Origin of the sequence: Fictibacillus nanhaiensis (assembly GCF_049537595.1) — a bacterium.
Taxonomy (GTDB): Bacteria; Bacillota; Bacilli; order Bacillales; family Fictibacillaceae; genus Fictibacillus; species Fictibacillus nanhaiensis_F.
On the sequence record NZ_JBMULM010000002.1, the window covers coordinates 170,798 to 190,215 of the forward strand.

A 19,418-nucleotide genomic window follows, 5' to 3' on the forward strand; every position below is an offset into this window, starting at 1 on the left:
GTGTGAGTGGTAGAAGTTAAATTGCATGATATCGGTGAAGGAATGCACGAAGGAGAAGTTATACACTTTTTCGTAAAAGCCGGAGACTCTGTTAAAGTTGATCAGCCATTAGTAGAGGTTCAAACAGATAAAGTAACAGCCGAACTGCCTTCACCAGCAGCCGGAACGATTAAAGACATCAAGGTAAAAGAGGGAGATGTCGTAACCGTTGGATCTGTCATCTTAACGATTGATGCTGCATCTACGCCGTCTTCCCCAAAAGCGGAAGACGCTCCAGAAAACAAAGATCAGCCGGTCGTTGAAAAAATCGTTAAAGCACCAAGTCACACTGCCTTTTCGGGCGGCATCGCAACATTGAACAAACGTGTTCTAGCTGCTCCCTATACAAGAAAAATTGCGCGTGAAAACGGTGTGGATATCGAACAGATCGTGGGTACAGGACCTGGTGGACGTGTGACAGATCAAGATGTTTATAACTTTATTGAACAGCCTTCAGGAACAGAAACAGAGGAAACACCACATGATTTTGTCGAAGAAAAAGCAACTACTCCGACTAAAGTATTTTCAACAAGTGACCCGGAAGAAATTCCGTTTAAAGGACGCAGGAAACAGATCGCGAAGAAAATGGTTCAATCTCTTGCGACGATTCCGCACGTTACGCATTTTGAAGAGATCGATGTAACAGCTGTTATGAATCTGAAGAAACAGCTTAAAACGATGGACCCAGATAACAAGCGTGGCATGAACGTGTCTGTTGCAGCGTTTTTCGTAAAAGCGATTCAGATCGCATTAAAAGATTTCCCTATTTTTAACGCAAAGCTGGATGAAGAAAAAGAAGTTATTCGTCTTGAGAAAAACGTGAATATCGGCATCGCCACAGATTCTGATGAGGGCTTGATCGTACCGGTAATCCAACAAGTTGAACAGAGAAATATACGAGACATCGCGGTTGACATGAAAGACAAGATCACACGTGCTAAGACGAACAAGCTGAAAGGCTCTGATCTAACAGGAAGCACGTTTACGATCTCAAACGTTGGTCCGCTGGGCTCGATCGCGGCTACGCCGATCATCAATCATCCTGAAGTTGCGCTGATGGCTTTTCATAAAACAAAGAAAACGCCTGTTGTGATCGGAGATGAGATCGTGATCCGTTCTATGATGAACGTATCCATGTCGTTTGACCACCGCGTTGCTGACGGTGCAACGGCTGTCATGTTCACGAACCGTGTAAAAGAACTCATCGAGAATCCTTACTTCATGACACTGGAGCTGATATAGATGGTTGTAGGTGACTTTGCAACAAAACGACAACTGGTTATTATCGGAGGCGGACCTGGCGGATACCATGCCGCGATTCGTGCCGCACAGCTTGGAATGGAAGTTACGCTTATTGAAAAAGAAAAGTTAGGCGGCGTTTGCCTCCATAAAGGATGTATTCCTTCAAAGAGCCTTACACAATCTGCTTCTAACTTTTCAAGCCTTTCTCAGTATAAAAACATGGGGATTTCAGTTTCGGAAGCCAGTTTTGAATATGATACATTCTCAAACTACTATTCTTCGGTCGTAACTGGACTACAAAAGGGAGTAGAAGCCCTGATAAAAGCAAACAAAGTCGAGCATTTAACAGGGACAGCATCTTTTATGTCCGGTGAGAGAATAGGAATTGATTCAGGTCATCATTTTGAGATGTATGAATTTGAGCACGCGCTCATCGCGACTGGAAGTTCACCGATCCTACCGAAACAAGCAACTTTATCACATAGAATCATGACACCGCACACGTTATGGGAGTTGAAGGAGGTTCCAAAATCTTTACTCATCTATGGTGAAGACTACTTCGCTCTAGAGGCAGCAATGGCATATAGACAGCTCGGTAGTGAAGTGAGTATAGTCATTCCTGCTGAAGGTTTTGGTTTAGATGCTAGTATTGAAAGAGAATTGCAGCGTGTTTTAAAGAAAAATAAGATAAAAGTTTTCAAGAATCATTTATGGGATGGAGCTGAGGAAGCTGATCATACAGTAACCGTTACGCTTAACAAAGATGGTGCTGAAAAAGTATCTGTTGAAGTTTCCCATTTATTGTATGCTGCTGGCTATTTACCAAATGTAGATGGACTTGGTCTTGATGTAATTTCGTTAGAGCGAGATGAGAGTGGTTTTATTATCGTAAATGAACATAGCCAAAGTTCTGTTCCTAACATATACGCAGCCGGTGACTGTACGATCGGGATGAAGTTAGCTTCAAAAGCGATCAAACAAGGAAAGACGGCAGCTGAACATATTGCAGGAATGCAGTCCGCATTCAATTTAAGCCTTGTTCCTTATGTGGTGCACACGAATCCGCCGATTGCTTCCGTTGGTCTGACAGAAGAGCAAGCCCGAGCAGAAGGCTATGAAGTGAAGACGGGGCAATTTTCAATGAGCGGCAATGGGTTTGCTTCCATCCTCGGTCAAAAAGAAGGTCTGTCCAAGATGGTGATGGATGCGAAGAGTGATGTCGTGCTTGGCATTCACATGATGGGAGCAGGCGCTGTTGAAATGATTCAAGCTGGGACGTTCGCACTTGAGATGGTTGCGCGTGAAGAAGATCTGGCTTACCCGGTTTATGCGCATCCAGCATTGAACGAAGCTTGGCTTGAAGCGATTGAGAGTGTGAGTGGAAAAGCGATTCATGTACCGCCAGCACGTAAGAAAGAGAAAAGTTCTGTTTGAGTGTTTTGATGATGTAAAAAAACGGTCTTGTAGGCCGTTTTTTTGTTGGGGTTGAGGGTATATGGAGTCTTGAGTTTGTCGAACAATGTCAACTCGCCGATATATGATCAAAACTCGCCGGATTATTGCTAAAACTCGCTGGAATAAGTCCGGAATTTCTAGGATTAATTCAAGAATATCTTGAATTAGATATGCTTATACCACCATTGGTATTAGTAGAAACTGATTTTTGATGAGCTAAATGACGTTTATTTAGGCTACCCATGAACTAAAATTACTAAAACTTTCATCCATAACCAAAGAAACGTGAAAATCAATCAGAATTAACAAACAATTATCACTCACATGCCATTTTCTTTTTTAGGCTACATATATTAAAATGGCGATAAGATAACATCCGTCTTTAATGAGCACGACGGATATAAAAGAAGTGAGGAATGCTGTTTGAAGAAGTTAGTTTTAACTGGCGGTGGTTCAGCTGGACACGTAACGCCGCATTTGGCCTTAATACCTAAATTGGAGAAGATGGGATGGGACTTGAATTACATCGGTTCTGTTGATGGTATAGAAAAAAGTTTGATACAAGATGGAACGAACGTCCCCTATCATGGAATCTCGAGTGGGAAACTTCGTCGTTATTTTGACTTAAAAAATATAAAAGATCCTTTTAAAGTGGCAGCTGGTGTTGCACAAGCTTATTTTAAGCTCGGAAAAATAAAGCCAGATGCTGTTTTCTCAAAAGGAGGTTTCGTGGCTGTACCTGTGGTTATCGCCGCATGGATGCGTAACATTCCTGTTTACATCCATGAATCAGATATTACACCTGGCTTGGCTAACAAGATCTCTTCTAAATTTGCTTCGAAGATCTTCGTTACGTTTGATGAAGCGAAGAAACATTTTGCTGCAGGGCAAGCGATTGTAACGGGTTCACCGATCCGAGATGAACTGCTCCAAGGTACTAGAGAAAAAGGTTTGTCTTTCTTAGGTTTCCGAAACCATCTACCTGTACTCACAATCATGGGCGGAAGCTTAGGTGCGCGTAAGATCAATGAAGCTCTTCGTGAAGCTCTGCCGGAATTATTACGTTCTTATCAGATCGTACACATATGCGGAAAAGGAAACGTAGACGAAAGTTTAGTAAATACAGAAGGCTACAGACAGTTCGAGTATATTCAAAGTGAACTTCCAGATGTGGTTGCAGCAACGGACTTTGTGATTTCACGTGCTGGATCGAACAGTATCTTTGAGTGGCTGACGCTTAAGATACCGATGCTGCTTATCCCCCTTTCAAGAGCGGCGAGTAGAGGAGATCAGATCCTTAATGCGCAATCCTTTGAAAAACAAGGCTATTGTCACGTTCTTTATGAAGAAGAACTTACGAAAGTAACATTGATCACCTCTTTAAAAGATCTGAAAGCTGATCAAGAGCAGATGAAGAAAAACATGGACACGTTTAAAGCTTCTGATAGTGTAGACCTTATTCTACGCACGATCACAGGACAGAAATAATGATAAGGGGTCTGTCCCGGGGACAGACCCCTTACAATTTAATAGCTTCCACAGCTTATAAAACGGAGATGAAAAAGATGATGCCAAGCCCTTCCGTACATAGAGAAGAAACACCTGCATACTGGAAGAGAGGTGTTCAAGCTGGTTTGCCGATCGCTATTGGCTACATGCCAGTTGCATTTACATTTGGTCTGCTCGCTAAAGCTGCAGAGTTAAGTCTTTTTGAAACGATAGGCATGAGTGTTATCGTGTTTGCAGGTGCTTCACAATACATTGCCTTATCGATGATTGTAGCAATGAGTGGTGCTGCAGAACTAATCCTGACCACTTTCATTATGAATATTAGGCATCTTCTGATGAGTGCTTCTCTCAAGGAGCGTGCTGAGGATGACCCTAAATGGCTGCGTGCGGTCTATGCTTTTTTCATTACGGATGAGACTTTTTCTGTAGCTGCGACCTCATCCGAAAAAAAAATCACGGGAAGCTATTTGCTTGGCTTAGGAATCATTGCATACAGCTGTTGGGTAATCTTTTCAGGGGTAGGTTATGTGATGGGAGCGGCACTTCCGCAATCACTGCAAGATAGTATGGGGATCGCGCTTTATGCGATGTTTATCGCACTACTCGTACCTGCTGCAAAAAAAAGCAAGAAAGTCATTGCTCTTGCCGCAAGTGCAGCCGTATTAAATTCGATCTTCGCATTGGTTCCAACTTTAAAAGGTGGATGGGGAATCATTCTATCCACTTTAATTGCTGCTGTTTCAATCGAGTTTTTTATGAAGGGAGATGAGAGAGATGAGTGAACAATTAATATGGGTAATTGTCGGAATGGGAATTGTAACCTATATTCCTAGGATGTTGCCGCTCGTTCTCTTTCATACGAATCATCTCCATCCAAGGATACAAGGGATATTGAAGAACGTTCCTTTTGCTATATTAGGTGCTCTCATTTTTCCAGGTGTATTCACCATCAATCCAGAAAATTATCTATATGGGGGAATAGGTGCTGCTGCAGCATTTATCGCGGCTTGGTTGAACTTAAATGTGATCGTGGTCGTGCTATCTTCTATCTTCGTTTTGTACGGTTATACGTTCTTGTAGGATATTGTCATAATTTACTTTGTAAATATTACACCTTATGAATTGATTTGTTGAAAAGGTGGGCGTATAATCACAATTAAAAGGAGGAGATACAAGATGCCTCATTTAGTTCGTTTTGTACTAATTGGTTTGTTTTCCGTTTCAGCTTTATCTGTACTCTCTTTTCAAGCCGTCGAGATTTTCCATGCTGTAACGGACGTTGTACAATCTTTTATCTATAAAGATTAATAATTTGTAAAATCGGAGAGCTATCTATAGCTCTTTTTTTTGTTACCTGATAAGCTTCAAATAATGATTAACAAGCTTTCAATTATGGGTACACTTACTAATGGACTAAGCAATAAAGGATGATTTAGATGAAATTAATCGCAATTGATATGGATGGAACTCTAGTTAATAGACAGTTAAAAGTTACAAAAGAGAACAGTGAAACCATCAAAAATGCTGTAAAAGATGGCCATCATGTTGTCATCGCTACAGGTCGCTCTTATGATGAAGCCAAACATACGCTAGAAGATGCAGATCTTCATCTGCCACTTATTTGCGTGAATGGCGCAGAGATTCGATCTGAAGGGTGGGAGATCCTCTCTTCCATTCCGTTAACGTTGGAGCAGTACAAGGATATAAAAAAAATTCTGGACGAAGAAGATATTTATTATGAACTCTACACGAGCAAAGGAACGTTTACAGATAATCGTGAAAAAGCTTACGAAGTGATGAAAGATATCGTATTAACTTCCAATCCAGAGGCTACAGATGACGATGTTCAAAAAGCGGCTCTTCGTCGTTTCCGCCTAGGTTTAGTGAGTGTTGTTGGAGATTTTGATAAACTTCTGAGTGAGGAAGGAATTGAAGTTTATAAATTTCTTGCGTTTTCTAGTGATACTGCAAAGCTTCAACGTGCTTTTCAGCATTTAAAAGGTGTTGATTCTCTCGCAGTCAGTGCTTCTGCTGATAACAACTTAGAGATCACGAACAGTGAAGCACAAAAAGGTGTGGCGGTTCAACGGTATGCTGAGCTTAAAGGAATTTCATTAAAAGACACGATGGCAATCGGCGATAACTATAATGATGTTTCCATGTTAGAAGTGGCAGGTTTTCCTGTAGCGATGGGAAATGCTGTTGATGAGGTAAAAGAGATGGCCTCATTTGTTACGAAAGAAAACGACGAGAGTGGCGTCTCGTTTGCGATCAAGAAATTCTTAGAACAAAAATAATAACACTTACAAAAGCTGGTTCGAACATTTCGGACTAGCTTTTTTTGTATACAAAAACTTCACATGTGATTTACAGAAATGAAAAAGCAGGTTCACATTCCCTTGTTACAGTGACATAGTAGTTCACTTATAACAAAGGGAGAGTGCAGCATGATGAAGAAACTATTAAAAACGGGTATAGGAGCTTTAGCACTAAGTCTTACATTGATGGGGGCTGATAGTTCAGTGGTTGATGCAAAAGAAAAACATAAAGACATCTTAAATGTTGCGCATCGTGGAGCTTCTGGTTATGCGCCAGAACACACGATCACTTCTTATAAGATGGGTGAAAAAATGCATGGAGATTACATTGAAGTCGATCTTCAGATGACAAAAGATGGCGAGTTGATCGCTATGCATGACGAGACGTTAGACCGTACAACGAATGGAACAGGTCTAGTAAAAGATCATACTCTTGAAGAGATCAAACAGCTTGATGCAGGAAGCTGGTTCAACGAGAAATATCCAGAACGTGCAAAAGCAGCTTATGAAGGTCTTCAAGTACCAACATTGAAAGAAGTATTCGAGACATTTGGAAAGAACGCGAACTATTATATTGAAACAAAATCACCTGAAGTTTATCCAGGTATGGAACAAAAGCTTCTTGATGAAGTAAATGAGTACGGAATTAATAAAGATAAGCTGTTGGTTCAATCATTCAGCTCTGAAAGTCTTTTAAAGATGAACAAGCTCGATGCGTCCGTGAACCTTGTTCAACTTTTAGAGTATACAAGTCCTGCTGAGTTAACGGATAGAGAAGTGCAATCCATCAAACAATATGCGATGGGAATCGGGCCAAACAGCGATATGATCGACCGAGAGTATGTACAAAAAGTGGTTCAGAACGGCCTCGAGATCCATCCGTATACTGTTAATGAAAAAGAAGAGATGCAGAAACTGATCGACTGGGGTGTAACGGGAATGTTTACGAACTTCCCAGACCTTCTTCATGAAGTGAAAAAAGGAAAATAATGAAGGAAAGCAGCTGACATGCAGATCAGCTGCTTTTTTCTTTTTTTACAAAAAAGACCTCGCCATCATCTTGTAGCTGTGCGAAGAAGACCTCTTTAACATCTTGATAGCCCCCACTCTTTAATTGCTGATCCAACCATTCGGCTGATAGGTTATATTCCTTGAATGGTTGATCTATTTTCTCTCCGTTTGAGATCAACATCGTTGGTAAATATTGAGGAGCTTCTAGTGGGATGTTTAGATCTTCTTTTGTGACAGAATCTTTGAGTGGCTTTTTTAACACACTTAGTTGTCCGTTGGGCTCCATAACTGCATACTCTACTTCCGTAATATCAAAGACCGCACTGATCCTGAGAAGCATCAATAAATCATCCATCGACATCTGCATACGTTTAAGCTCTTTTTGCATGATCTGTCCTTTTTTTATAACGATCGTAGGCTGACTCTTCGTGAGTTTTGTGAGCAAGGGTGAATGGCGATTGAGAAATTCTATGCCAAATACGGCTAGCGCCCAGAAGCTCAGAGAGGCCAAACTTTCCCAAACCGTGATTTCTTTATGAACGACCATATCTCCAATGATATTACCCATCGCGATGCCCGTTGCATAGTTAAAAAAAGTAAGCTCACCAAGTTGTTTTTTCCCTAGTAATCTCATAAGCATTAACAAAAAGGCGAAGCCTAGAACGGTTCTATAGATCGTGATTAAGATTCCATCCATCGTCATCCCTCATTTACATGTGCTGTTATCAGGATGCCCAAACATAAATAAGGCAAACAAAAAAGAGCGAACATGGCGTCCGCTCTTCTCTTTATTTACCAAACTGCATACGGAAATGAATCAATTTTTTTAACATAAAGAATGCTAAAACGCCACCTATCGTTGCAGATAGGTAATAGCCGATTAGCGATCTAGAATCATAGTCGCCAAATATACCGCCACCTAACATTCCGAACGTTAGAGCAAAGCATAATACAACGCCAAAGGTAAAGAATCCTCTTCCTTTTTCAAAAACAAGTAATCTACCGTTGTTCTCGTTCTTAGTTTTGCTAAAGAGCCACGTTCCAAAGACTACGGATAGGATCGTATAAGCGAGTGGAATGAGTAACATAACATATGGGATGTGTGTGAACTCAGTAAATGAATTATCTGAGAGATCTACATAATACCGAAAATCTATAATAGGAATTGGCAGTGTAAAACTGTTGATCAAATCGCTAAATAATACAGTAGATGGTGCATTGAGATTGATAGAAATCCCATGATATTCTAAAAATGAAACTACAAGAGATATAAAACCGAGTGGAAAGATTAAAAAGATCCCACTCAATACTAGTTGAGAAATTAAACTTCCTGCAATCGTTCCTATGAATAAACTAAATGAGAAAATAGCGATAGAGAACGGAATAACGACCATCATAAAGTCAAAGAGAAATGCCGCATCTGTTACTTCTGAAAGAATAGTAAACTTGACGATCAACATACATAATAGCAAATTAACGAGTAGACCAGTCGTAATATGACCCACTCCAAAGATCCACTTTGAAAGAAAAATATCTTTACGTTTAAAGGGAAGTGAGAACGTTAGGTCAGTCGCATGAGTTGTTCGCTCACTGCCGACTAAAAGGGCAGCTAATCCTACGATTAAAAATAAGAAAAATACGATATCTGCACCAGAAAAATGAAAGTTCATGTAATAGTTTTCAGGTGCATCCGTATAGGGATTGTTTTTTTCTGTTAACATACTTTGGGCTTTTCCAAAGAAAGAATAAGGTAAAAACAAGAACAAGGAAATGTAGATCCCCCATACGGCAGGGCTCCCAAGTTTTTGGTTTCGCATCCATAATGCTTTATGAAACATGTGATTCACCTCCAAGTGATGAAATGAAAATATCTTCGAGTGTCATAGGTAGTTCTTCTAGTAATAATGGGTTCTCCTGATGCAACTTCTCAAGTGTTGCATCAATGTTTCCTTTGATCATCAATGTATAAACACGTCCGGTTTGATTTATGATGTTCACGTTACTTAGTTGCGCAATCTTCTCAGGCAGGGAATGTTTGTAAACGACCTGTACTTTACGGAACGATGATTTTGCATCCTCGATTGAGGTGGTAGAGTCAATTCGTCCTTCTTTAATCATGATGAGCACGTCTGCCATCTTTTCGACTTCCTCTAAATGATGAGTAGAGATGAGGACGCATAACTGTCGCTCGCTCACTTCCTCAATGATAAATTGCAAGATATTTCTCTTCACGATAGGATCAAGTCCGTTTGTTGGTTCATCTAAAATAATCAGATCCGATTTCGTTGAAAAGGAAAGGATCATTAAGAACAGCGCCTTCATTCCTTTAGAGTATGTTCTGATCTTTTTATTCTTAGGAAGCTTAAAGCGATCCAGAAGAGAGTAAAAATATACAATATCAAAATCTTCATAGATTGCATCATAGAGCTTTACGATCTCTTTAACGCTATAGCTTTTTAGAATCTCAGTCGAGTCAGGTACATACGTAATCTTTTGCTTAACATGAGGATCTTGATGAATATCTGCATCATTAAATAAAACTTGGCCATCATCAGGGTCTAAAATACCGGCGATTACGCGGAGTAACGTGGACTTTCCAACACCATTTCTTCCGACCAATCCTGCAATCGTACCTGGTTCAAGTGTAATGTTCACATGGTCTAATACTTGAGACCCTTCAATTGTTTTACTGATATTATTCACTCTCAGCATGACTGTCTTTACCCCCAAGCTCTTCTGAATAGTTTTTCAACCACTTTGATAATGTTTGGTGATCGATACCTAGATAGGAAGCTTCAATAAATAGCTGTTTTAGCTGTTGTTTTAGTTCCGTAATCTTCTGATCATCTGCTTTAGGTACGATAGAAGCGGAAACGAACGTGCCTTTGCCTCTCAAGGTCTCAATGATCCCTTGGCGCTCTAATTCTTGATAAGCCTTACTCACTGTATTTGGATTGATCAGTAATGTTCCTGATAGTTCGCGTACCGAAGGCAATTTTTCTTCTGGCAACAAAATTTCTCGCAAGATCAATTCCTTGATCTGATGAACGACTTGTTCCCATATCGGTGTATTGCTTCGGGGATCTAAATTCAATATCATGTTATCCCACCTTTATATACTATATGTGTGTATTACTGTGTATAGTACACTTATAACATACAAGATTAGTAAATTTATGTCAACGTACTTTCCTTTACTTTTTTTGAGTAGGATTACTACAATGAAAGAAGGAGGGATGAGACGTGAAATCGATTATTGATGATGCAAAGTTACTTATTTTTGACTTGGACGGAACGCTATATGAAGATACAGACCATTTTGATTATTACTGCCGCTTGTTACAAAAAAGAGTGCCTGATGAGAAACAACAAGCCTACTGGGATACATATGAAAGTATGAAAAAAGGAACACACCCTGTTGCTATCGGTAAAGTGTATGACATTAAGAATGATGCAAGTGTTACGGTAGATCCCATGACCTTGCAAGTAACAAAAGTAACATCCTTTGATGGAGAAGAGTGGTCACAGGATAGAGTAAGAGCAGAATTCTCAGGCGAACTTGTGTATGATTTTGACCGATTGATCGCGATTGGTGATGGATGGTGGCTGCCATATGCGACAGCTATGCATTTCGGTGTGAAGCAAGCAGATACGTGGGAATGCTACAACGCTACAAAAGAGTATATGGTAACCGATCAGTTTCAGCTAACGAAAACACCAGGTCTTAAACAGGCTTTGCAACGTTTAAAGGAGAAGAAAAAGGTGGTCCTTTTAACGAACAGTGAAAGAGAAGACGTAAAACGATTGTTAAATGAGTTGGAGCTCCAAGATCTGTTTGACGCTCTTTATACCGAGAGTGAAAAGCCGTTAAAGACGAAAGAAAAATTAAAGACGATTTTGAATGAATATGGCATACAGCCTCATGAAGCTGTATCGATTGGTGATAATTTTATAAATGAAATCGCACCGGCACTTCTTATGGGATTAAGAGCCGTATACATCCAGCCTAATTCTGTAGAAGTAGAGCATGAAAACCTTCATGTCGTACCAACGTTAGCCAATGCTCTTTAATATTTTATAAGTATTTTATGAAAGCTTGTTCTAATTTGGACAAATCGCCCTACACTTTATAGTAGGTAGTAAAGGGGGGCGCATGTTTTGAAAAAATCGTTATGGTTTGTTATCGGTTTTGCAATATACGCGGGTTTGATGTGGTTTTATTTGTTTCAAGGAGCGGACGCAAACTTGCCTGTTGATCTAAAAGGCTCTGCTGCGGATCCAGCAGTCTTTATGACTGACCGTGAACTAGAACTTAGCACTGATTTTTCAAGGATCAAAGATTTCATCTACTTCATTTCTGTGCCGCTCGAATGGTTGATCTATCTGTTTGTTCTAGGGTTCGGGTTATCCAAATGGTTCCGAAAGACTTCCAGCGGGTTAACAAAATTCTCTATTGTACACACTGGTCTTTACGTGCTGTTGCTTTCGTTTGCCAGCTGGGTGTTAACATTCCCACTCCGCTACTACAGTTTCACCGTTTCCAAAAGTTACAATATATCCGTTCAATCGTTTCACAGCTGGATGAGGGATGGACTAGTGGATTTCTGGATCAACTGGCTGTTAACAACCGTGATGGTCGCTGTGATGTACTGGTTGATCAAGAAATACGAAAAGAGATGGTGGCTTTACGCGTGGCTGCTTTCCGTGCCATTTACTTTGTTCTTGTACTTTATTCAGCCCGTTGTGATTGATCCATTGTATAACAAGTTCTATCCGCTTCAAGATGAAGTGCTAAAAGGAAAAATTTTAGATATAGCAGAAAGAGCGGACATTCCGGCTGAAAATGTTTATGAAGTGAACATGTCTGAAAAAACAAATGCATTAAATGCTTATGTTAATGGGATTGGATCGAACCTGCGAATTGTCCTATGGGATACAACTCTAAATAAATTGAGTGATAACCAAGTCTTGTTCGTAATGGCCCATGAGATTGGACATTATGTGATGAACCATCTGTATTGGAATTTGATCTCATCTGTCGTCCTATCGTTCTTAGGATTATGGCTCGGAAATATCATCTACCGTAAATGGGTCGAGAAGTACGGAAAATCATGGGGGATAAAAGGGATAGGAGATCTAGCGGCACTTCCCGCACTGCTATTGATCTTTTCTCTGTTAAGCTTTGTTGTATCTCCAGTGGAGAATGCGGTTTCGAGAAAAGCAGAACGTGACGCTGATCTGTATGCGATTCAGATGACTAACAATCCGAAAGCTGCAGTAGGGGCTTTTCAAGAACTCGCCACCGTTTCTTTAAGCGAAGTGAACCCACCGAAGCTTGTAAAATGGTTCTTATACGGCCATCCGACCATGCTGGAGCGTATTCATTTCTTGGATAGCTATAAAACGAGTAAAAAGATAGAATAAAAATAAAAACTGGCTTATTGATCGTGGAATTACCACTTCAAGAGCCAGTTTTTTTGTGGAAGTATTAGATAAGGTGTGAAGAACGTGTTGTGTGAAATGTGTTTGTGATCGATTCTCGATATTTATGATCGATTCTCGAGATTCATCGTTCTTCACTCCAGCTTACCCTACCCTCTGACTTAACCCATCACTGCACAGCTTTCAAACTAACATTCGGAAGAACGAGCACTTCAACACGACGGTTTTTTGCTCGACCTTCTGGAGTTTTATTCTCTGACTTTGGACGATACTCTCCATAACCGCTTGCGCTGACCTGATTCGGTTTCAATGAAGGATTCTCGAGTAGAACACGCATAAAGTTAATCCCTCTTAACGCGCTGAGTTCCCAGTTTGATTGAAAGTTTGCCGTGCTGATCGGAACATTATCCGTATGGCCAGCGATGACAATATTTCGTGGTGGCGTGGTCACGAGTAGATCAGAAAGTTTTTTTCCGATCTCAATAGATCCAGGTTTAACTGTAGCACTGCCAGAGTCGAACAGAGCATTATCTAAGATGGTGATCAACAAGCCGTTTTCTGTTAGCTTTGTTTGAAGACTAGAATCCAGTTTGTTGGTTTCAATATAGGCATTGATCTTTCTTTCCATCTCTTCTAATTGTTCAAGTTCTTTCTTCGCAGCTTCTAAACGTTCTTTTTCTTCCTTAGAGATGACTTCTTTTTGAGCATCAGGAATAGGAGTAGAGTCGGGAGAAGGAATAGGAACCTGTTCTTCCATGACACCTGTTCCGCCTGTAAATTCATTTCGAAAAGCACTTGCCATCTGCTTGAACTTCTGAGCATCGATCTCACTCATAGCAAACAGTACGATAAACAATGCTAACAAAAGCGTGAGCATGTCTGCATAGGGAATAAGCCAAGATTCATCCACATGTTCATCATGATGCTTTTTCTTTTTAGCCAACTGAACCACCTGCTTTGTATTGATCACGTTCGCTAGTTGGAATATACGTTAACAGTTTTTCTTCTAAAATTTTTGGTGAAGTTCCGTCTTGAATAGATAACAGTCCTTCGATCATAATCTCTTTAATCATGATTTCTTTTTTTGATTTTCGTTTTAATTTATTAGCGAAGGGGTGCCACAACACATATCCAGAGAAAATACCAAATAAAGTAGCGATAAAAGCTGCTGAAATAGCTTTTCCTAAGGCAGTAATGTCCGCCATGTTTCCTAGTGCCGCAACTAAACCTACAACTGCACCTAAGACACCAAGAGTCGGAGCATATGTCCCAGCTTGTGTAAAGATCGTAGCGTTGCTTGCATGACGTTCTTCCATCGTTTCTAAGTCTTTCATTAGGACATCTTTAATAAATTCAGGTGGCTGACCATCCACGATCATCTTAATTCCTTGTTGAAGGAACGGATCATCCACTTCTTCGGCTTTAGGTTCTAATGCGAGCAATCCTTCTTTACGAGCAACAGTTGCCCATTCAATAAAAATTGTTACAAGCTCTTTCATATCGATGAGCTTTTGTTCTTTAAATAAAATCTTGAAAAGAGCAGGAATCTTTTTGATTTCGTTCAGTGGAAATGCGATGAGGATAGCTGCTGCAGTTCCGGCAAATATAATAAGCAATGCCGCTGGGTTCAATAAGGCTGTGGGACTTGCGCCTTTTAAAAACATTCCGACACCTACAGCCAATATGCCTAGAATGACTCCGATTAATGTTGTGCGATCCATAATGATGTTCCTCACTTTATCTTTAAATTCTGTATCTTTTTCTTGAGCTATATTTTCTTTTATATCGGAAAGATAAAGGGAAACTTAATGATAAAAGTTGGAAAATATGTGATCCGAATTGCTTTATTTAACGTTATCTTTATACATCCATCGTAAAAAAAGACAAATACTGCCTCATTTTGATATGATAGATTTATTCTGTGTGCAGTAAAGGAGACAAAAGATGGGTAGAACTTCTGATTACGAACTTTATCTAAAAGTTCAAGAAGAAAATAAAGAAGCCCTTGAAATGCTGTATGATCGTTATGAAAAGTTATTGTTTTCTTTTTCATTTAAAATGTTGAGGCAAAACGAGTTGGCTGAAGAGGCAGTTCAAGACGTTTTTATGAAACTGTGGCGAAAAAAGGGACTCTATTCAGAGGATAAAGGGAAATTTTCTTCATGGCTTTTAACCGTTACACGAAATGCCTGTATTGATTTAATACGAAAGCAACAAAAAAATGAAGTTGAGATTTTAGAAAAAGATATAGATTACGAACGAACTGAGAGTGTAGAAGAGACCGTTACATGGAACGAGGAAAGAGAGAGTCTGAAGGAAGCCGTTTCTTCTTTAACAGAAGAGCAGCAAGATATTGTAGAGATGTTCTATTTCAAAGGCTACTCACAATCAGACATTGCAGAGCGAAAGAACATTCCTCTCGGTACGGTAAAAGGAAGGATACGTTTAGCACTGAAACATTTAAAAAAGATCTATCGAGAGAGGGGGGATAAATATGGAACAGAAAACTTGCGATAATCTGCTGGAATATTATAATGGCTTGCTAGAAGGTAAAGAAAAAGATGCTTTCGAAAAACATTTAAAGCAATGCGACGCCTGCCAAGAAGAATGGGCAGAATGGCAAGACCTAACAGCCGATCTTCCATATTTATCAGAAGAGGCACAACCTCCGATTGGTATGAAAGAACGGATTCTAACAAATGTTACGGCTTTTGACTCAAGCTTTACACATCAAGAAAAGCAGTCTGATAAAGTAACCGATGAATCCGCGACAAAGGTTTCTCCTATTACCCAACGCAAATCAAAACCATGGATGCAAGGTTTACTTGCAGCTGGTCTATTGTTATCACTTGGTACGAATGCTTATCTATTTAATGAGAACAAGGAAAATGAACAAGTGATCGAAGAGCAGATCAACAAAACGTTCAAGACCGTTCAACTTGCGTCTGAAGAGACAGATTCGACAGGTGTAGCTTCAATGGTACAAGAGAATGGTACGATGAACCTTGTTGTTCAGACGAATAATCTAACACAGGTCAAAGGAAACGAGACTTATCAGGTTTGGCTGATTGAAGGAGACACACCTTATCGAGCTGGCACATTCACACCAGACGAAAATGGAAACGGTGCAGTGGTGTTCCCTGTGAAATTTGAAGGCGAACACAATTGGGATGCAGTTGCAATCTCTCATGAACCAACTCCAAACAGTAAAAAGCCAGTTGGCACAATTGTGATGGCTTCTAATTTATAAGTACCCGACAGACAACAGCTTAAACATAAGTTGTTGTCTTTTCTAATTTTTAGGACAATTGATCCACTCTGACGCTTGTCACGTTACTTATGAGCGTAGGAGTACTTTGCAGTTGCACGACAAAATCCTCTATAATGAATATTGTGAACCAACTTGAAAAGAGGAATTACTTTGAAAATAAAATCGATCGTTATACTTCTCCTATTTGCTGGCTTAATTGGCCTTGCGTTTTATACGGCAATTGATAATAAGGAAGAACAACCAACGGAAGTTAAGGAAGAAGAAAATACTGGACTAAAACAAGGAAGCACAGCACCAACCTTTTCATTAAAAACGCTAGACGGAACGCAAGTCGACTTAAAGGATTATCGTGGAAAAAAAGTAATTGTTAACTTTTGGGCTACTTGGTGTCCGCCATGCAGGGAGGAAATGCCCGAAATGGAGAAGTTCTATAGAGATTATAGGAACAAAGATGTAGAAATTTTAGCAGTTAATCTGGAGTACTCTGAAACAAGTACAGAGAAAGTAAGCAAGTTTGCTAAAGAATATGAGTTATCTTTTCCCATTCCTCTTGATGAAAAGAATACAATAGGAAAACAGTTTAGAGCTGTGTCGATTCCTACTAGCTATTTTATCGATGAAAAAGGAATGATCAGTAATTCGCATATAGGTCCAATGGATTATGCCTTCATGAAGGATGAAATTAATAAGATGAATAGGTAAGTATTGTTTTAAAGCCTTTGACCAATTTTGGTAGAAGGCTTTTATTTTATTTCTTTTAAGCTGAAATAGTTTATTTTGGAAAACACTTCAAAAGACCCGTATCGTTGATTGTAAAAAATGGGAAAGTTGTCCAATAGGGAAAACAATAATTTTGTCGAATTAAAAAGTTTAGTGCAAATAAAGGTGAAGTGGTTAAATCTCATAATAGCCCGAGCAGCAACAGATCAGGAAATTCTGTAAATAAGAAGGGGACTAATTAATGAACAAGCAATATGAAGAAGTCGAAATTAAACGTATTGCCGATTTTCACCATTCTCTTAATCATTGTCCTATCCATTTTTTCGGTTTGAGAAGAGATGGTGAGGGTGAATATAAGTTTACCTATTCTGTAGGTTCTATGCTTGATGAACTCGGTGTGTCCATAAAACCTGAACCAGGAACAAACCTACACGACCTATATAACAAAGAGTTAATCGCTGAGTGGACAGAACCATTAGAAAGAGCATTCTCAGGTTCGATTCAAACCACAGACATTTATTTAGGCGTTAGAAGTATACGTACAACTCTTTATCCTATAGTAGGAAACAACCCTGATGTTATAGAGGTTGTGGGAACATCCTATATAACATCGATTAGACAGGAAGAACGAACAACTGTTCAAAATTTAAAAAAGTTTAAACAGTTGTTTAATCATGCACTTGAAGCGATTGTTCTATGTCGTTCAAATATGGAGATTGCCGAACTGAACGACCGTGCTTGTGAACTATTACAACTTTCAAAAGAGGAACTCATAGGAATCCGTGCAGACCAATTTTTTGTGGGAAACGGTAAAGAACTAATCCGCAAGAAATGGAAAGAAGTTTTGAATGGGAAAAAGATTGAAGGAGAGTTCCGTTACAAGACACCAGATGGTCAGGTGAAAGAAATCCAATACACTTGTGAAAAAGATATCTTAGATCACCTACATGTTACGATTTTGAAAGATGTGACGGATCAGAAGCTTACGGAACAAAAATTATTAAAAGCGGAAGCGTTAAATGTTGTAGGAGAGCTAGCAGCCGGTGTAGCACATGAAATACGCAATCCACTAACTTCTTTAAAAGGTTTTGTCCAACTCATCCAGAATCAAACGGATGAATTCGATCAATATTTAACGATTATTCTTACTGAGGTTGATCGAATTGAACATATCATTAAAGAGTTTTTAGTACTATCTAAAAGCAATTCACAAAACTTTACGATGTCATGTGTGACCGATATCATTAACGACACTGTAGACTTGTTGAACACACAAGCAATTATGAAGAATATCGAGATCAAAAAAGATGTAGAAGATCAGCTCCCACTTGTTTATTGTGACCCTATGCAGCTTAAACAAGTGTTTATCAACTTTTTAAAGAACGCGATCGAAGCTTCTGCTGTTGGAGATTGTGTAGAAATTAACATGAAGTTATCTAGAAAGAAAGATTTTCTTCAGGTTCAGATTCGCGACTATGGATGCGGTATGGATGAAACGGTCATGAAGAAGATTGGCAAACCATTTTTTACGACAAAAGACGAAGGTACCGGCTTAGGATTGATGGTAAGCACAAACATCATCAAGCATCATAACGGGAGATTAGATGTGAAAAGTAAAAAAGGAAAAGGTACGATGTTCACCATTACGATTCCCATTCATTAATGATATTTAAGCGAACGAAAAAAGCTTTCCCACAGCGGGAAAGCTTTTTAATATTTATTATCCTTTAAACATTTGGACGAACATTTTACCGTATTGTCCACCATCTACTACACCGATACCAACGCTAGTGTATTCAGACTTAAGGATGTTTTCACGGTGACCTTGAGAGTTCATTAGGCTAGTGTGAGCACCTTCTACAGAAGAGTTTCCTGCTAGGTTTTCACCAGCTGTATTATAATCAACACCAAACTTCTTCATCATATCAAATGGTGAACCATAAGTTGGTGAGTTGTGGTCGAAATAGTTATTGTCGATCATGTCTTTTGCTTTAACGCGAGCAACTTTTGTTAATTCAGGATCAGCTTTTAGTGCTGGTAAACCTTGTTTTTCACGCTCTTGGTTTACAAGATCTAACATTTGTTTCTCTTGTGCAGTTAGTTCTGCACCTGCTTCAGCTTTTGGAGCTGCTTCAGCTGGAGCTTTTGCTTGCTCTTGTTGTGGAGCTGGTGCTGGAGCTGGTGCAGCTTGTTGTTGCTGTTGTGGAGCTGGAGCTGCTTGAGCTTGTTGAGTTTGATTATTATTTAAAGAAGCAAATGGGCATGAAGATGCCGCTTCTGAGATTCCTGCGTTTGCGCCGAATAGGGAAGCGCCTAATACTGATGCTACTACTAATTTTTTCATAAGATGTTTCCCTCCTAATAATTTATCTTACGTGTACAGGTTTCGGGACTTTTGTAGGAGGGTTGGG

21 protein-coding genes are annotated in these 19,418 nt (G+C 39.6%); 14 read left to right on the plus strand and 7 right to left on the minus strand.

The annotated features are described in order from the left end of the window. Positions 1 to 6 precede the first annotated feature (6 nt). The 8 genes from ACOZ9X_RS12170 to ACOZ9X_RS12205 all read left to right on the plus strand — a co-directional run bounded on the left by ACOZ9X_RS12170 (position 7) and on the right by ACOZ9X_RS12205 (position 7,553). The gene (locus ACOZ9X_RS12170; RefSeq protein WP_423418406.1) at positions 7 to 1,281 is read left to right on the plus strand and encodes a dihydrolipoamide acetyltransferase family protein; all 1,275 of its coding nucleotides are present in this window, start codon (positions 7 to 9) and stop codon (positions 1,279 to 1,281) included. Next, positions 1,282 to 2,715, plus strand: a complete 1,434-nt coding sequence (gene lpdA / locus ACOZ9X_RS12175) for a dihydrolipoyl dehydrogenase (RefSeq protein WP_423418407.1) — start codon at positions 1,282 to 1,284, stop codon at positions 2,713 to 2,715. Between the two features lie 444 nt (positions 2,716 to 3,159). After that, positions 3,160 to 4,224: an undecaprenyldiphospho-muramoylpentapeptide beta-N-acetylglucosaminyltransferase gene (locus ACOZ9X_RS12180; protein ID WP_423418408.1), complete on the plus strand. Its 1,065-nt coding sequence runs from the start codon at positions 3,160 to 3,162 to the stop codon at positions 4,222 to 4,224. 77 nt (positions 4,225 to 4,301) lie between these two features. Beyond that, on the plus strand, positions 4,302 to 5,027 hold the full coding sequence (locus tag ACOZ9X_RS12185; protein ID WP_423418409.1) for an AzlC family ABC transporter permease: 726 nt from the start codon (positions 4,302 to 4,304) through the stop codon (positions 5,025 to 5,027). Beyond that, on the plus strand, positions 5,020 to 5,325 hold the full coding sequence (locus ACOZ9X_RS12190; RefSeq protein ID WP_066391480.1) for an AzlD domain-containing protein: 306 nt from the start codon (positions 5,020 to 5,022) through the stop codon (positions 5,323 to 5,325). The genes ACOZ9X_RS12185 and ACOZ9X_RS12190 overlap by 8 nt, the downstream gene beginning before the upstream one ends. Before the next feature lie 96 nt (positions 5,326 to 5,421). Beyond that, positions 5,422 to 5,553: a hypothetical protein gene (locus ACOZ9X_RS12195; RefSeq protein ID WP_255520061.1), complete on the plus strand. Its 132-nt coding sequence runs from the start codon at positions 5,422 to 5,424 to the stop codon at positions 5,551 to 5,553. A gap of 128 nt (positions 5,554 to 5,681) precedes the next feature. Further along, positions 5,682 to 6,542 carry a Cof-type HAD-IIB family hydrolase gene (locus ACOZ9X_RS12200; protein ID WP_423418410.1) on the plus strand — a complete coding sequence of 287 codons (861 nt, stop codon included), beginning with the start codon at positions 5,682 to 5,684 and terminating at the stop codon, positions 6,540 to 6,542. A gap of 207 nt (positions 6,543 to 6,749) precedes the next feature. Next, the gene (locus tag ACOZ9X_RS12205) at positions 6,750 to 7,553 is read left to right on the plus strand and encodes a glycerophosphodiester phosphodiesterase (protein WP_423418942.1); all 804 of its coding nucleotides are present in this window, start codon (positions 6,750 to 6,752) and stop codon (positions 7,551 to 7,553) included. 25 nt (positions 7,554 to 7,578) lie between these two features. Here ACOZ9X_RS12205 and ACOZ9X_RS12210 read toward each other — a convergent pair whose 3' ends face one another. From ACOZ9X_RS12210 to ACOZ9X_RS12225, 4 genes are all read right to left on the minus strand, one after another. Continuing rightward, entirely contained in the window at positions 7,579 to 8,271 is a 693-nt protein-coding gene (locus tag ACOZ9X_RS12210) for a YetF domain-containing protein (RefSeq protein WP_423418411.1), read from the minus strand. Between the two features lie 91 nt (positions 8,272 to 8,362). After that, on the minus strand, positions 8,363 to 9,412 hold the full coding sequence (locus ACOZ9X_RS12215; RefSeq protein ID WP_423418412.1) for an ABC transporter permease subunit: 1,050 nt from the start codon (positions 9,410 to 9,412) through the stop codon (positions 8,363 to 8,365). Beyond that, positions 9,402 to 10,286, minus strand: a complete 885-nt coding sequence (locus ACOZ9X_RS12220; RefSeq protein WP_423418413.1) for an ATP-binding cassette domain-containing protein — start codon at positions 10,284 to 10,286, stop codon at positions 9,402 to 9,404. The genes ACOZ9X_RS12215 and ACOZ9X_RS12220 overlap by 11 nt, the downstream gene beginning before the upstream one ends. Continuing rightward, positions 10,270 to 10,674, minus strand: coding sequence for a GntR family transcriptional regulator (locus ACOZ9X_RS12225; protein WP_423418414.1), 405 nt, complete (start codon positions 10,672 to 10,674; stop codon positions 10,270 to 10,272). Before ACOZ9X_RS12225 ends, ACOZ9X_RS12220 begins: the two co-directional genes overlap by 17 nt. Positions 10,675 to 10,817: 143 nt before the next feature. Here ACOZ9X_RS12225 and ACOZ9X_RS12230 point away from each other — a divergent pair, with 143 nt between their 5' ends. Both ACOZ9X_RS12230 and ACOZ9X_RS12235 read left to right on the plus strand, forming a co-directional pair. Then, positions 10,818 to 11,645, plus strand: coding sequence for an HAD family hydrolase (locus ACOZ9X_RS12230; RefSeq protein WP_423418415.1), 828 nt, complete (start codon positions 10,818 to 10,820; stop codon positions 11,643 to 11,645). A gap of 87 nt (positions 11,646 to 11,732) precedes the next feature. After that, on the plus strand, positions 11,733 to 12,998 hold the full coding sequence (locus ACOZ9X_RS12235) for a M48 family metallopeptidase (RefSeq protein ID WP_423418416.1): 1,266 nt from the start codon (positions 11,733 to 11,735) through the stop codon (positions 12,996 to 12,998). Positions 12,999 to 13,185: 187 nt separating this feature from the next. On the opposite strand, the gene motB is transcribed toward ACOZ9X_RS12235, so the two are convergent. Then, positions 13,186 to 13,959, minus strand: coding sequence for a flagellar motor protein MotB (motB, locus tag ACOZ9X_RS12240; protein ID WP_423418417.1), 774 nt, complete (start codon positions 13,957 to 13,959; stop codon positions 13,186 to 13,188). Next, the gene (gene motA / locus ACOZ9X_RS12245) at positions 13,952 to 14,737 is read right to left on the minus strand and encodes a flagellar motor stator protein MotA (protein ID WP_137790478.1); all 786 of its coding nucleotides are present in this window, start codon (positions 14,735 to 14,737) and stop codon (positions 13,952 to 13,954) included. Before motA ends, motB begins: the two co-directional genes overlap by 8 nt. 223 nt (positions 14,738 to 14,960) lie before the next feature. On the opposite strand from motA, the gene ACOZ9X_RS12250 reads away from it, so the two are divergent. The 4 genes from ACOZ9X_RS12250 to ACOZ9X_RS12265 all read left to right on the plus strand — a co-directional run bounded on the left by ACOZ9X_RS12250 (position 14,961) and on the right by ACOZ9X_RS12265 (position 18,670). Then, positions 14,961 to 15,533, plus strand: a complete 573-nt coding sequence (locus ACOZ9X_RS12250; RefSeq protein WP_423418418.1) for an RNA polymerase sigma factor — start codon at positions 14,961 to 14,963, stop codon at positions 15,531 to 15,533. Further along, a complete protein-coding gene (locus ACOZ9X_RS12255) occupies positions 15,511 to 16,266 on the plus strand; it encodes an anti-sigma factor domain-containing protein (protein WP_423418419.1) in 756 nt (251 codons plus the stop codon). Before ACOZ9X_RS12250 ends, ACOZ9X_RS12255 begins: the two co-directional genes overlap by 23 nt. A gap of 171 nt (positions 16,267 to 16,437) precedes the next feature. Further along, entirely contained in the window at positions 16,438 to 16,989 is a 552-nt protein-coding gene (locus ACOZ9X_RS12260) for a TlpA disulfide reductase family protein (protein WP_423418420.1), read from the plus strand. A 259-nt stretch (positions 16,990 to 17,248) separates the two neighbouring features. Continuing rightward, complete coding sequence (locus ACOZ9X_RS12265; RefSeq protein ID WP_423418421.1) at positions 17,249 to 18,670, plus strand: ATP-binding protein; 1,422 nt, start codon at positions 17,249 to 17,251, stop codon at positions 18,668 to 18,670. 57 nt (positions 18,671 to 18,727) lie between these two features. Here ACOZ9X_RS12265 and ACOZ9X_RS12270 read toward each other — a convergent pair whose 3' ends face one another. Beyond that, on the minus strand, positions 18,728 to 19,351 hold the full coding sequence (locus ACOZ9X_RS12270; RefSeq protein WP_423418422.1) for a CAP domain-containing protein: 624 nt from the start codon (positions 19,349 to 19,351) through the stop codon (positions 18,728 to 18,730). Positions 19,352 to 19,418 lie beyond the last annotated feature (67 nt).